Here is a 13,452-nt window from a genome sequence, read left to right as displayed (position 1 = left end):
TTAAGACCGCCCTTCAAGACTGAGTACCGCCGACGGTCAGCTCATCCAATTTCAGGGTGGGCTGGCCGACACCTACTGGCACACCCTGCCCCTCTTTGCCACACACACCGATGCCGGTATCCAGCGCCATATCGTGGCCAATCATGGAGACACGCTGCATCGCTTCCGGCCCGTTCCCAATCAAGGTGGCCCCTTTCACTGGCGCCGTCACCTTACCATCTTCAATTAGGTAGGCTTCGCTGGCGGAGAAGACAAATTTGCCCGAGGTGATATCCACCTGCCCTCCACCAAAGCTCACCGCGTAAATACCGCGCTTAACGCTCTTAATAATATCGCTAGGTTCATCCTGGCCCGCTAGCATGACCGTATTGGTCATACGCGGCATGGGTAAGTGCGCAAAGGATTCGCGTCGCGCGTTGCCAGTGGGCGCCATACCCATTAGCCGGGCATTGAGCTTGTCCTGCATATAGCCGGTCAAAATGCCGTCTTCGATAAGCGGCGTATATTGTCCTGGGGTGCCTTCGTCATCCACGCTCATGGAGCCACGACAATCCGCCAGCGTTGCATCATCGACAATGGTCACGCCTTTAGCGGCAACACGTTGGCCCATCTTGCCAGCAAATGCGGAACTGCCCTTACGGTTAAAATCTCCTTCCAGTCCGTGACCGACGGCCTCATGGAGCAGAATCCCCGGCCACCCCGACGCCAGCACCACGGGCATTTGCCCCGCGGGGGCATCGACGGCTTCCAGGTTGACCAGCGCTTGGCGCACCGCCTCTTTAGCGTACTGCTCGGCAACTTGGTCATCGCGCAGTTTAGCCATGGAGTAACGGCCGCCACCGCCAGCGCTGCCCCGCTCACGACGGCCATTCTTTACCGCGATAACGCTGACATTAAAGCGCACCAGCGGGCGAATATCCGCCGCCAAGGTGCCATCGCTAGCCCGCACCAGGACTACTTCATAAGTGCCAGACAGGGACGCACTGACCTGACTGATAGAGGGATCCGCCGCACGGGCGACGCGATCCGCCTGCTTTAGCATGGCGACTTTGTCCTCGGCGCTAAGGCCTGCCAAGGGGTCAATCCCCGCATAGCGCGACATAGCGGAAACAGAGCTAACCCTCTGCCCAGGTAGGCGTTGACCACTGCGCACAATACCTGCCGCTGTGCGGCCAGTATCCATCAGCGCATCGGCCGTAATTTGGTTGGAGTAGGCAAAGCCGGTTTTTTCACCTGCCAGTGAGCGCACGCCGACGCCACCGTCAATACTGTAGCTGGCCTCTTTCACTTCGCCATCTTCCAGTACCCAGCCCTCTTGCCAGGTACGCTGAAAATAGAGGTCTGCGTAGTCAATGCCCGCGCCCATGGCGTAGCCCAGCCCGGTCTCCAAGGCCTCTAAATCGAGACCTCCAGGGGTCAACAGAATGTCGGCAGCCGTATCTACATCACTTTTATATACGCTCATTGGGGGCCTTCTAAAGTAACCTGCGGCGAAGTCCAAGGGCCTCGCACGCGATAATGGAGTGTCGTGGCACGATCCAGGGCGTCGCCAAACAGCTGGTCGGCAAGGAACAGTGCGCCACCCACGATGGGCGCGCCAACGGCAATCGCCGCAATCGGCAAACTTTGTGTTACTGGTAGTGTGACGCCAAGCCGCTGGTCAAGTTCACGCGTCACCAGATCGACACTACCGGTGAGCGTTAGGGTGGTGGCCGGGGCATCAATTTGCAATGGCCCACGTAGCGTCAGCAGCCCGCCGGTAACATCAGCCGTCCCCTTAACACGGTCAAATGCCGTGCCGCGGCCGGTAACGTCAGAAAAATCCAAGCGGAGACGACGTAAAATATTATCGAAATTGAGCAAGCCGATTAAACGCGCAGGTGCCGATTCCAGAGTGACAAAGCTGCCATCACGAATATCGGTACTGATATAACCATCCGAACGGCTTAACTCCAACTGCCAAGGCGCGCCCGGCCAGTCTAGAGAAGCGGTCACATCGGTACTGCGGCTACGCATGGCCACCGGCTGGTCAAGTCGTTCAAGGGCGGTGCCGATATCCCCGCCCTGAATCGTAATGTCCGCGCGGGTATGGCTGGAAACGGCATCCCCTTCCCAGTGCAGCTCGCCGCGCGCCGAGAGCTGCCCCAGGGTTAAGCCAACGGGAGTCAGCGAAAAGCGCTCGCCGTCGGTTTTCCAGTAGGCGGTCAAGGGACCAAAGCGGCGCGACCCCATGGCAATTTCGGCTAGGCGCAGTCGTCCATTGGGCACGTCGGCTAGCCAAGCAGGAATGGCCACAGGCTCCTTACGCTGCGTTTCGACCGACTCCATCCATGAGTCTGGCATCGGTGCGTCACTGTCATGCTCGACATTGGCTAAAGCCAGCAAGCGATCAAGCGCCAGCGCTTCAATGGCCATATCTAAAGGTTGTGGTGATTGAGCATCGTAGTTTAAGCGCCCGGTGACGAGGTTACCGCTTAGGCCCAAATCCACCCGGCCATCGTTCATATTGCCCGAGGCGTTAAGACTACCTAAACACTCCCTTTGGTAAATCATACAGGGGGTGGCTATCGAGACTGTCAACGGCATTTGAGTGCCATTGCCTGGCGTGCTGGGTGGCCCGCCTGCCATTAGCGGTGCAATCGCCTGCTGCCACGCTAGCGGGTCAATTCGAGGTACGGCAGCGTCGAGACTAACCCCAGGCTGGGAGGGCCAGTCGGGCAGGCGCTCCGCCCGGCTACCTAAATTTAACGTCCCAGCAAGCGAGCCGTTAAGCTGTTGCAGTCGTGCAGAAGCAATATCAGCGAGGCGGCTTTCGAGACGTTTTGTGTCCATATCGGCGGTTAATGTCCAGGGCCAAGCCTGCTGTGGCGTTTTTGCAAAGGGTTCGGGTAGATGGCTGGTGACGCCGACTAAACGACTCTCCAAGCGCAGAGTGGGTGTGGGTGTTAGGGCGACACTGCCCTGCCACTCTAGCGCCCCTTCTAACGGCATACGCCCCCGGCCACCATCCAACCCCGCAAGTGTAAAAAGCGCCCCGGTGGCGACTCGCCCTTGAAGCTGTATACCGTTGCGCTGAGTATCAATATCAGCGTTGATAGAGCCGCCAAGCAACTGCCCACTCGCTTCACCTATGAGGCCTGTACTCTCACCATCCTGCAGCCAGGCGAGATCCCCCTCAACCGATTGAAGACGTAGATCGAGCGGCTGATAAACCACTTGCGAGAAACGCGGTCGGGCATTGATCTCCAGTCGAAGCGCCTCGGGATTTTGCAACGGTAACGATAGTGCAATATCACCATTCACGTCTCCTGACACCCGCAAATCACCCAACTGTGACAGATCAATCTCGGGCATCGCCTGTAAAAACGACACCAGCGCTGGCCCATCTGCCTGCAATTGACCCGAAAGGTTGAGCGTCTCATCCTCCATTACTAGCTCACCCTCTGAAGCGGTGACGCCATGGCTCTGAGCATTATCGATTTCAGCCTCCAACACCCTGTTTTGCCACTTAAGACGCCCCTCCACATCGTCAAGGCGCGGCCAGCCTGGAGCAATCGGCAAATGCCCTTGGGTGACTGCCAACGCGAGCGTCGCGGTAAAGTCTTCGGCAGTGGCTCCTTCGCCTAGTGGCTGGCTTAATTGCAGCGAGCCTTCGCTGACATAGCCGCCAATATCATTGAGCAGCCACTCGCGAAGCTCGTCATCCATGACACTTAGCGGCAGCCACTGGGCCAGCGGGCGCTCAACAGCATCCACGTCACTAAAGTCCAGCTCTAAGCCAAAATGCCCACGCTGATTACCGGTCACCAAGCCAAAGCCACCCTCTACCTGTGCGCCGTCCCAGTCGACGCTTAACCGCTTACCACTCACCATGGTATTGGGGCCATCATATACCCACTCAACTTCCCCTTCAGCACGTCGCAGCTGCATGGGGGCGGCAAAAAACTCGGGAAAATAGAGGGTGCTTGCACCATTACTGCTAAACAGCACGCGGCCGCGGAAGTCTCGCGCCTGCACCCAGGCATCCAGCGGACCGCCACCGGGTGCTTGCTGCCACGGAGAGACTTCTACTCCCGTTAGCGCGGCATCCACCCCCCAATGGCCATCCTGTTGTCCAACATGTAGCCCCTCCACTTGCCCCCGAGGGGCGAGAGTCTGCAATACCCGCGTAACGGACTCAGGTAGCAACACATAGTCGCGCCAAGCGGTTAACGAGGCGAGCTCAAAGGCACTGGTGCGAACTTCCCACTCTCCTGGCTGGTGCGTGGCGTGCCAGTGGCGCGGTAGGGCAGGCCCAACGCTGCCGCCGGGGGGCTGGGCCCACTCCACGCTATCCGCATCGCCGCTTAACCACGCCTCGCCCCCATCGCCATCCCGCTGCCACAGGCCGTTGGCTTCAATATCCCTTAATACCGCGTACTGGACATTATGACGAAGCGTCAATTGTGGAACGTCGACCGCAACCCGGGCCTCTTCGAGACGTCCGGCACTCCAGCGCCCCCACAGCCGTGCACTGCCGCCAGCCTGCTCCAAATAGGCCGCGTGATCAGGCCGGAACATATCAGCCAGAACGACTAACTGATCAAGCTGAATATCCAGTTGCAGCGCAGCCGAAAAGTCGCTAAAGCCACGTTTTCCAGGCTGCATCTCAACTTTCATTTCAGCCGCCGGCAGTGCCACTTCGCGCGCCTGCTGTAACGATTGGGCAATATTGATAGCACCTTCCAGCCGTGTCCGCCGCTCATCGCCAGTCAATAACAGCGTTTGGGCATGCAGCAGCACGGTATCCTGCTTGCCATGCAGCACCACGCGGGTGTCTTCCACCCACAGGCGTTGGCGCAAAATCAACCCCGCCCAATCATCGATGGTCGCCAGATCCACTTCAGGATCTGGCGCCATCAATAGCGGTAGCTCAGCGGGCTCTGGCCACTGCCAAGCCGCTCCAGTGCCTTGATAGAGATGAAACTCGGTACCGCTAATGCGGGCATCGCTAAAAATGGGCGCCATATGAACAAGTGACGCCCAGGTATCCAAACGCAGACCCGCATGCTCAAGGGAAAACAGCGCCTGACCCTCTGGGGTTTCAGCGCTCACGCCGTCAAGACGCAGCAACAGGTCGTTCCGAGCCAGAGAAAGCGAGAGATGCTCAATCGTGACCGGCACGCCAATACGCGCTTCAAGCAGCGCTTCAATACGGGGGGTAAGGGCATCGGATTGGCTAATCGTCAGACGCAGCAGCAACAGCAGCACAGCGGCGCTGCCTAGCAACCAGGCGACGATTAGCAAACTCCAACGCACCAGCGAACGAGTAGGCATGGTTACATCAGCACAATATCGTACTGCTCTTGGGAGTAGTGCTGCTCAACCTGAAAACGGATAGTTTTATTGATAAACGTCTCCAGGTCGGCCACCGCCGCTGACTCTTCATCTAGCAAGCGGTCAACAACGGGCTGCGACGCAAGCACCATGTAGGTTTCAGCACTGTAGGCACGCTCTTCGCGCAAAATCTCACGGAAAATTTCGTAGCAGACGGTTTCAGGCGTTTTAAGCGTGCCCCGGCCACTACAGGTGGGGCACGCTTCGCAGAGCGTCTGCTCCAGGCTTTCCCGGGTACGTTTACGGGTAAGCTGAACGAGGCCAAGCTCGGTGACACCGGTGCACTTGGTTTTGGCGTGATCGCGCTCTAACGCTTTCTCAAGCACACGTAACACCTGCCGCTGATGCTCAACATCAACCATATCGATAAAGTCGATAATGATAATGCCGCCCAGGTTGCGCAGACGAAGCTGGCGGGCAATCGCCGTGGCCGCCTCAAGGTTGGTTTTGAAAATGGTCTCTTCAAGATTGCGATGGCCAACATAACCACCGGTATTGACATCAATGGTGGTCATCGCCTCGGTGGGATCAATCACCAGATAGCCACCGGATTTCAACTGTACCTTGCGCCCCAACGCTTTCTGGATCTCATCTTCGACGCTGTAGAGGTCAAAGATGGGTCGCTCGCCGGGGTAGTACTCAATCCGCTCAACCGCATCAGGCATAAACTCTTTGGCGAACTCTACCAGCTTGACGAAATTCTCCCGCGAATCGATACGCACTTTTTCAATATCGTCGCGCATTACGTCGCGTAACGTGCGCATAAACAGCGGTAAATCATCATAAATGACGCTTTGTGGTGTCGCAGTTACCTTACGCTCGCTCACCTTGCGCCATAGCCGCAGCAGAAAGTGCATATCGCCTTTTAGCTCATCATCCCCCACCCCTTCGGCGGCAGTACGAACAATAAAGCCTCCCGTCACTTCCAGCGTCTGCTCTGCCACGCTGCTATCCAGCAGGGCTTTTAACCGCTCGCGTTCGCGCTCATCTTCGATGCGCTGGGAAACCCCATGATGAGGCGAATCCGGCATATACACCAAATAGCGGGAAGGGATCGAGAGGTGGGTGGTTAAGCGCGCCCCTTTGCTACCGATAGGGTCTTTCGTGGCCTGCACCACGAGCGCCTGACCTTCATGAAGCAACTGGCCGATGGTCTGCTGCTCATCAAGGGGCGTGCCGGGTGGCATGACCTCGTGGGCATGGATAAATGCCGCCCGTTCCAAGCCAATATCAACAAAGGCAGCCTGCATGCCAGGCAGTACACGAACCACTTTGCCTTTGTAGATATTGCCCACGATGCCACGCCGACGGGAACGCTCGATCAGTGCCTCTTGCAAAACGCCATTTTCAACCAGCGCTACGCGGGTCTCCATTGGCGTTAAATTAATGAGAACTTCACCGCTCATGCAAAATTCCTTGTTGGTTGACGTATTCCTTGCCAGCGATACAGGCGGCGACGCCCTCTATTCAAGGGAATTAAACGCGCTGCCAGATAGGCACTCCCTGTCGGCATAGCAAGTGCGTCGTTTCAAACAGCGGTAGTCCTACCACTGCCGAGTGACTGCCTTGAATCTGTTTTACAAATATGGCTGCTAATCCCTGTATTGCGTAGCCGCCAGCTTTATCAGCCGGCTCGCCGGTGCGCCAGTAGGCAACGATTTCATCTGCACTTATTTCACGCATGGTCACCTGGGTGGCCACACAGCAGGAGAGCATCCCCTCGGGCCCACTCACCGCCACGGCGGTAAGTACCTCGTGACACCGCCCTGAAAGCAGGCGCAGCATCTCGGCACCCTCATTAAAATCCGCCGGTTTACCTAGAATACGCCCATCGACCACCACAGCGGTATCTGAACCTAGCGTAGGCAGATCGGTTAAGGGAGCAGCCGCCTCGGCTTTGGCAACCGCCAGGCGCTGCACATAGGCGTGAGGCGACTCGCCAACCAGCGGTGTTTCGTCAATATCACAAGGGTAAACGGCAACCGGCACACCAATGGATGCGAGCAAGTCCCGACGGCGGGGAGACGCAGACGCCAAGCACAAAACAGGCGCGGTCATGAGGCAGCCAACCGACGTTCTAAGGCTTGAAACATCGTCGCTAGCCACGGCCACAGCAACCCACTGATCAGCGCAGGTATCAAAAAGGCTAAATGAATTGAAAAATCCCCCACGATAGTGCGCAGCCACTGGGCGACTAGCTGCATCAACCCTAGCAGCACTAGCACCAGTGCCGACTGCTGTACCAGCGAATAGGCCCGAAAGCGGGGATAGACCAGAGCACAGAGAAATGCCAAGAGCGCATAGATAAGCGCATGCTGCCCCAGCGCAGTGCCTTCAATCAAATCCATTAAAATGCCTAGCACAAAGCCATGAAAAACGCCGACTCTGTCGGGGGTGCGCATACACCAGTAGATCAGCATTAGCCCCAGCCACTCGGGACGATACACCTGCCAGCCATCCGCCAGCGGCATGACTTGCAAACACAACGCCAGCAATAGACTTAGCCAAATAACCAGAATTGGCACAACCGGTGCACGTGGCATCAGGGCACCTCTTGATCGGGATTAGCGAGCTGAAGCGAAGAGCGTAAAGCCTCTGATGAAATATCCAGCGTCTCATCCCAGGCGTGTTCATCCACTTCTGCTCGCGGAGGCGGAAAAAGCAGTAAGAAGTGACGCGAGCGCTGCAGTTGAGCCATTGGCTCAGCCGTCACACGCGCAAAAGGCTGGCCAGGATCGTGATAGACCTCGGTAACACGTGCCACGGGGTAACCCGGTGGAAAGCGTCCCGCCAATCCTGATGTGGTCAGTAAATCGCCTTCACGGATATCCGCCGTATCTGGCACGTACATCACGTTAACACTGCTGTAACGCCCCGCCCCTTGGACGATAAAGCGCAGCCCATTGCGATTTAACTGAACCGGTAAGGCATGACTGGCATCGGCTAACAGCAACACCCGGCTGGAGTAGGCAGAGACCGCGGTAATTTGCCCCACTAAACCCGAGGCATCGATCACCGGCTGCCCTACGTAGGCACCGTTACGATGGCCGCGATTAACCACCATTTGGTGACTAAAGGGGTCGTTATCCAGCGACAGCAGCTCAGCCGTGATATAGGGAATGTCACGGCGCTTAGCCGCGTTCAACAGCTCACGCAGCTCGCTGTTTTCCGCGGTCAGATTTGCCAGCCGTTGGCCACGATGAGAGAGGGTAAGAATCTGCTCGCGCAGGCGGCGGTTTTCATCCACCAATGCCTGTTGATCGGAGAGCGCAAGCGACCCCCAATTCAACAGGTCGCTAGGCACACTAACAACCCATTGAATTGGGGCAACGACCATCGACATTTGCGCACGCACTTGCTCCATGCGCGTAAAATGCAGGTCGACAAACATCAGTGCACTGGCAGCCAGGACGCAAAAAAACAGCCGGTAGCCCGGCAGTGGCCCGTGCGAAAACAGCGGTTTAATAGGCAATCCCCCCGCAATTAACCGCTGCGATTAGTCGCTCGACAGCAACTCAAAGGTGTGCTGATCAATCATCTCCAGCGCTTTACCACCGCCGCGAGCAACGCAGGTCAACGGGTCTTCGGCAACGATCACCGGCAGCCCTGTCTCTTCAGCGATCAGCTTATCCAGGTCGCGTAACAGCGCCCCACCGCCCGTCAATACCAAGCCTCGTTCGGCGATATCTGAGGCCAATTCCGGCGGAGACTGCTCAAGGGCGCTTTTGATCGCGGCCACGATAGATCCTAGGGTTTCTTGCAACGCTTCCAGGGTTTCGTGGGAGTTAAGCGTAAAGCTGCGCGGGATGCCTTCGGCCAGATTACGACCGCGCACATCAATTTCACGCAGCTCACCGCCTGGATAGGCACAGCCAATCTCTTCTTTGATGCGCTCGGCGGTGGCCTCACCAATCAGGCTGCCGTAATGGCGACGCACGTAAGCGGTGATCGCTTCATCAAAACGGTCGCCACCCACCCGAATAGACTCGGAGTAGACCACGCCATTGAGTGAGATGATCGCGATTTCAGTGGTACCACCACCAATATCCACCACCATCGACCCCTGCGCTTCGTCGACCGGAAGGCCTGCGCCAATCGCCGCCGCCATGGGTTCTTCAATCAAGAACACCTCGCGGGCGCCGGCACCTTCTGCTGACTCACGAATCGCCCGGCGCTCTACTTGCGTTGACATACAAGGAACGCACACCAGCACACGGGGGCTGGGGGTTAAGAAGGTGCTTTGGTGGACTTTACGAATAAAGTGCTGAAGCATCTGTTCGGTGACGGTGAAGTCGGCAATAACGCCATCTTTCATTGGCCGAATCGCGGTAATATTACCCGGCGTACGCCCCAGCATTCGCTTGGCATCAGTACCAACTGCCGCGACGCTGCGCATATTGCCAGACTGGCGGATAGCAACCACGGAAGGCTCATCGAGCACGATACCGCGACCGCGAACATAAATCAGTGTGTTGGCCGTACCCAAGTCGATCGATAGATCGCTGGAAAACAGCCCCCTCAAACGTTTAAACATGGATGTTGTTACCTAGTGCAGACCGGGAACCCTGTGCGGATGCAAACGGTATCACCGCAACCCCTTGGCAGCAAGCACGAGTCGCGCCTAACACTGCCCGTTGGGGTCAAAATGTGGTACCTTTTGCGGCTATTTTCCACGTCTGCGACACAAGACGTTTTTTTGATATCGGTATGTATACCGCTGAAAGCGGATTATGTTCCATCACGTTAACGAGGAATTCTCGATCATGGCGCTTGAAGAATCTCATGTGCGCCGGGCTGCTCACTTGGCCCGACTCGCCGTCAGCGATGACCAAGCCAGCGGCTTTGTAGACGACCTAAGCCGGATTCTGGACATGGTCGACCAGCTACAAAGCCTCAATACCGAAGGCGTGACGCCGCTCGCCCACCCACTGGATGCGACCCAGCGACTGCGCGCCGATGAAGTAACGGAAACCAACCAGCGCGACACGTTTCAGCGCTGTGCTCCGGCGGTGGAAAATGGCCTGTATCTCGTGCCCCGCGTCGTTGAATAAACGCATTGAGTAGCACGCTGCGTAACGGCGCAGGCACCTTTAATTAAGCCACCACTATTGCCATTTTTTTCTCCCCTGAACGGAGCTTCTGGGTCATGCATGAGAAAACCTTAACGCAACTCGCAGCCGCCTTAAAAAGCGGTGAGTTTTCAAGCCGCGAGCTGACCGCTCACTATTTACAGCGCATTGAAAAGGCTGACGGCCAGCTGAATAGTTTTATCAGCGTGACCGCCGAGCAGGCGCTGCAGCAGGCGGAAATCGCCGATAAAGCGCGAGCGGCGGGCAACGCCGGGCGGCTGGTAGGTATCCCCTTGGCACTCAAAGATATTTTTTGTACCCAGGGTGTAAAAACCAGCTGCGGCTCGAAAATGCTGGATAATTTTATCGCCCCCTACAGCGCCACCGTGGTGGAAAAACTTAACGCGGCGGGCACCATCAGCCTGGGCAAAACCAATATGGACGAGTTCGCCATGGGCTCCTCCAACGAAAACAGCTACTACGGCCCGGTCAAAAACCCCTGGGATCTCACTGCGGTGCCCGGCGGCAGTTCTGGCGGCAGTGCAGCAGCGGTCGCGGCGGGTCTGGTGCCCGCCGCCATGGGTACCGATACCGGCGGCTCGATTCGTCAACCCGCGGCGTTTTGCGGGATTACCGGCTTGAAGCCCACCTATGGCCGCGTGTCGCGCTTTGGCATCATTGCCTACGCCTCAAGCCTTGATCAGGCAGGCCCCATGGCACGCAGTGCCGAAGATTGCGCCCACCTGCTGGGTGTCATCGCTGGCCATGACGGCCGCGATTCCACCAGCGTTGCCCGTGGCGTCCCCGATTACGTGGAGGGCCTGAATGCGCCCCTTTCGGGCCTCAAGATCGGCCTACCTAAAGAGTATTTTGGCGATGGTTTGGATCCAGAGGTCGAGAAAGCCGTCCGCGAAGCGGTAAAAGTTTACGAATCTTTGGGCGCCACGGTACGCGAAGTTAGCCTGCCGCATACCCACTATGCGATTCCGGCCTACTACGTCATCGCCCCTGCCGAGGCCTCATCGAACCTGTCCCGCTACGACGGCGTGCGTTTCGGTCACCGCTGTGACAATCCCAGCGATCTGATCGACCTGTATACCCGCTCCCGTGCAGAGGGCTTTGGCGAAGAGGTGAAGCGACGCATCCTGATCGGTACCCACACGCTCTCTGAAGGCTTCTTTGACGCCTACTACACCAAGGCCCAACAAGTGCGCCGCCTGATCCGTCAGGACTTCCTGGACGCCTTTGAAGATGTCGATGTGCTGATGGGCCCCGCCTCACCCACCCCAGCTTTTGACCTGGGTGCCAAAAAAGACCCGGTGTCGATGTACCTGCAGGATATCTACACCATCGCGGTGAACCTAGCAGGCATCCCCGGCATCAGCGTACCGGCGGGTTTTGCCGGCGGCCGACCCGTCGGCCTGCAGATTCTGGGCACCCACTTTGCCGAAGCGCAGTTGCTTAACGTCGCCCACCAGTTTCAGCAAGCGACCGACTGGCACTTACAACGTCCTGCCTTTGCAGAGGAGTACGCCTAATGCAATGGGAAACCGTTATTGGGCTTGAAGTCCACGTTCAGCTCGCCACGCGTTCAAAAATTTTCTCCGGCGCCTCCACGGCGTTTGGCGCTGAGCCAAACACCCAGGCCTGTGCAGTGGATTTGGGCCTACCCGGCGTGCTGCCAGTGCTTAATGAGCAGGCCGTCGCCATGGCCGTGCAGTTTGGCCTGGCGGTGCATGCCGATATCGCCGAAGTCTCGGTATTTGACCGTAAAAACTACTTCTACCCCGACCTGCCCAAGGGCTATCAGACCAGCCAGATGTACCACCCCATCGTCGGCCCTGGCGAGGTTGAAATTACCCTGGAAGATGGCAGCACCAAGCGTATCCGCATTCATCATGCCCACCTGGAAGAGGATGCCGGTAAATCGCTGCATGAAGATTTTCATGGCATGACCGGTATTGACTTGAACCGGGCGGGCACGCCGCTGCTGGAGATCGTCTCCGAGCCCGATATGCGCAACGCCAAAGAGGCCGCGGCGTATCTCAAGGCAATTCACTCCATCGTGACCTACCTGGGTATTTCCGACGGCAATATGGCGGAAGGCTCAATGCGTTGCGACGTGAACGTTTCAGTACGCCCCAAAGGCCAGGAAGCCTTTGGCACCCGTGCAGAGATTAAAAACGTCAACTCCTTCCGCTTTGTCGAGCGCGCGATTGCCTTTGAGGTAGAGCGCCAGATTGAGCTGATTGAAGATGGCGGCAGCGTGGTTCAAGAAACCCGTCTATTTGACCCTGACCGTGATGAAACCCGCAGCATGCGCACCAAGGAGGAGGCCAACGACTACCGTTACTTCCCCTGCCCCGACCTGCTGCCGGTGGTGCTGGATCAGGCCTACCTGGATCACCTGCGTGGCCAGTTGCCCGAACTACCGGCGGATAAGCGCGAGCGCTTCCAGAGTGAGCTGGGCCTCTCTGCTTACGACGCCAACGTGATCTCCGCCAGTCGCGATATGGCTGAATTCTTTGAAGCGGTGCATAGCGAGTGCGGCGATGCCAAGCAGGCGGCCAACTGGGTACAGGGTGAACTTTCCGGGGCGCTTAACCGCGAAAGCCTGAGCATTGCCAATAGCCCGATCTCAGCGCGCCAGTTAGGCGAGCTGATCAGCCGCGTACTGGACGACACCATTAACGGTAAAGCCGCTAAAGAGGTTTTTCAGGCGTTGTGGAATGGCCAGGGTGAAAGCGCTGACGAGGTGATCGACGCGAAAGGCCTCAAGCAGGTAACCGACACCGGCGCTATCGAAGCGATGATCGATCAGGTGATCGCCGACAGCCCTGCCCAGGTCGCTCAGTATCGCGACTCGGAGCCGGAAAAACGCGGCAAGATGATTGGCTACTTTGTGGGTCAGGTGATGAAAGCATCACGGGGCACCGCCAACCCGCAGCAGGTCAATGGCTTGCTTAAAGAGAAGCTCGACGCGTTGTTGTAAAAACTTAAAAACGGC

The 13,452-nt window shown here is 57.5% G+C and carries 10 protein-coding genes; 3 read left to right on the top strand and 7 right to left on the bottom strand.

What is annotated here, in order from left to right:
* Nucleotides 1-13: 13 nt before the first annotated feature.
* The 7 genes from tldD to ACFIOZ_RS08265 form a co-directional block, all read right to left on the bottom strand.
* Nucleotides 14-1,465, bottom strand: a complete 1,452-nt coding sequence (gene tldD / locus ACFIOZ_RS08295; RefSeq protein WP_386083212.1) for a metalloprotease TldD — start codon at nucleotides 1,463-1,465, stop codon at nucleotides 14-16.
* A complete protein-coding gene (locus ACFIOZ_RS08290) occupies nucleotides 1,462-5,316 on the bottom strand; it encodes a YhdP family protein (RefSeq protein ID WP_386083211.1) in 3,855 nt (1,284 codons plus the stop codon). Before ACFIOZ_RS08290 ends, tldD begins: the two co-directional genes overlap by 4 nt.
* Before the next feature lie 2 nt (nucleotides 5,317-5,318).
* The gene (gene rng, locus ACFIOZ_RS08285) at nucleotides 5,319-6,782 is read right to left on the bottom strand and encodes a ribonuclease G (protein ID WP_386083210.1); all 1,464 of its coding nucleotides are present in this window, start codon (nucleotides 6,780-6,782) and stop codon (nucleotides 5,319-5,321) included.
* A gap of 70 nt (nucleotides 6,783-6,852) precedes the next feature.
* Nucleotides 6,853-7,434, bottom strand: coding sequence for a Maf family protein (locus tag ACFIOZ_RS08280; RefSeq protein ID WP_386083209.1), 582 nt, complete (start codon nucleotides 7,432-7,434; stop codon nucleotides 6,853-6,855).
* Entirely contained in the window at nucleotides 7,431-7,919 is a 489-nt protein-coding gene (mreD, locus tag ACFIOZ_RS08275; RefSeq protein ID WP_386083208.1) for a rod shape-determining protein MreD, read from the bottom strand. The genes ACFIOZ_RS08280 and mreD overlap by 4 nt, the downstream gene beginning before the upstream one ends.
* Nucleotides 7,919-8,848, bottom strand: a complete 930-nt coding sequence (mreC, locus tag ACFIOZ_RS08270) for a rod shape-determining protein MreC (protein WP_386083206.1) — start codon at nucleotides 8,846-8,848, stop codon at nucleotides 7,919-7,921. The genes mreD and mreC overlap by 1 nt, the downstream gene beginning before the upstream one ends.
* A gap of 24 nt (nucleotides 8,849-8,872) precedes the next feature.
* Nucleotides 8,873-9,910 carry a rod shape-determining protein gene (locus ACFIOZ_RS08265; protein WP_007114671.1) on the bottom strand — a complete coding sequence of 346 codons (1,038 nt, stop codon included), beginning with the start codon at nucleotides 9,908-9,910 and terminating at the stop codon, nucleotides 8,873-8,875.
* Between the two features lie 229 nt (nucleotides 9,911-10,139).
* On the opposite strand from ACFIOZ_RS08265, the gene gatC reads away from it, so the two are divergent.
* From gatC to gatB, 3 genes are all read left to right on the top strand, one after another.
* A complete protein-coding gene (gene gatC / locus ACFIOZ_RS08260; protein ID WP_386083204.1) occupies nucleotides 10,140-10,427 on the top strand; it encodes an Asp-tRNA(Asn)/Glu-tRNA(Gln) amidotransferase subunit GatC in 288 nt (95 codons plus the stop codon).
* Between the two features lie 95 nt (nucleotides 10,428-10,522).
* Entirely contained in the window at nucleotides 10,523-11,983 is a 1,461-nt protein-coding gene (gatA, locus tag ACFIOZ_RS08255; RefSeq protein WP_386083203.1) for an Asp-tRNA(Asn)/Glu-tRNA(Gln) amidotransferase subunit GatA, read from the top strand.
* On the top strand, nucleotides 11,983-13,437 hold the full coding sequence (gene gatB, locus ACFIOZ_RS08250) for an Asp-tRNA(Asn)/Glu-tRNA(Gln) amidotransferase subunit GatB (protein WP_386083202.1): 1,455 nt from the start codon (nucleotides 11,983-11,985) through the stop codon (nucleotides 13,435-13,437). The genes gatA and gatB overlap by 1 nt, the downstream gene beginning before the upstream one ends.
* Nucleotides 13,438-13,452 lie beyond the last annotated feature (15 nt).

Origin of the sequence: Vreelandella sp. F11 (assembly GCF_042466685.1) — a bacterium.
Taxonomy (GTDB): Bacteria; Pseudomonadota; Gammaproteobacteria; order Pseudomonadales; family Halomonadaceae; genus Vreelandella.
The sequence above is the reverse complement of the archived record's forward strand: the minus strand, read 5'-3'. Positions and strand labels throughout refer to the sequence as shown.

Coding starts and splice junctions, on each gene's coding strand:
- gatC (WP_386083204.1), top strand. CDS start 10,140: ATGGCGCTTGAAGAATCTCATGTGCGCCGGGCTGCTCACTTGGCCCGA.
- ACFIOZ_RS08280 (WP_386083209.1), bottom strand. CDS start 7,434: ATGACCGCGCCTGTTTTGTGCTTGGCGTCTGCGTCTCCCCGCCGTCGG.
- tldD (WP_386083212.1), bottom strand. CDS start 1,465: ATGAGCGTATATAAAAGTGATGTAGATACGGCTGCCGACATTCTGTTG.
- gatB (WP_386083202.1), top strand. CDS start 11,983: ATGCAATGGGAAACCGTTATTGGGCTTGAAGTCCACGTTCAGCTCGCC.
- ACFIOZ_RS08290 (WP_386083211.1), bottom strand. CDS start 5,316: ATGCCTACTCGTTCGCTGGTGCGTTGGAGTTTGCTAATCGTCGCCTGG.
- rng (WP_386083210.1), bottom strand. CDS start 6,782: ATGAGCGGTGAAGTTCTCATTAATTTAACGCCAATGGAGACCCGCGTA.
- mreD (WP_386083208.1), bottom strand. CDS start 7,919: ATGCCACGTGCACCGGTTGTGCCAATTCTGGTTATTTGGCTAAGTCTA.
- gatA (WP_386083203.1), top strand. CDS start 10,523: ATGCATGAGAAAACCTTAACGCAACTCGCAGCCGCCTTAAAAAGCGGT.
- ACFIOZ_RS08265 (WP_007114671.1), bottom strand. CDS start 9,910: ATGTTTAAACGTTTGAGGGGGCTGTTTTCCAGCGATCTATCGATCGAC.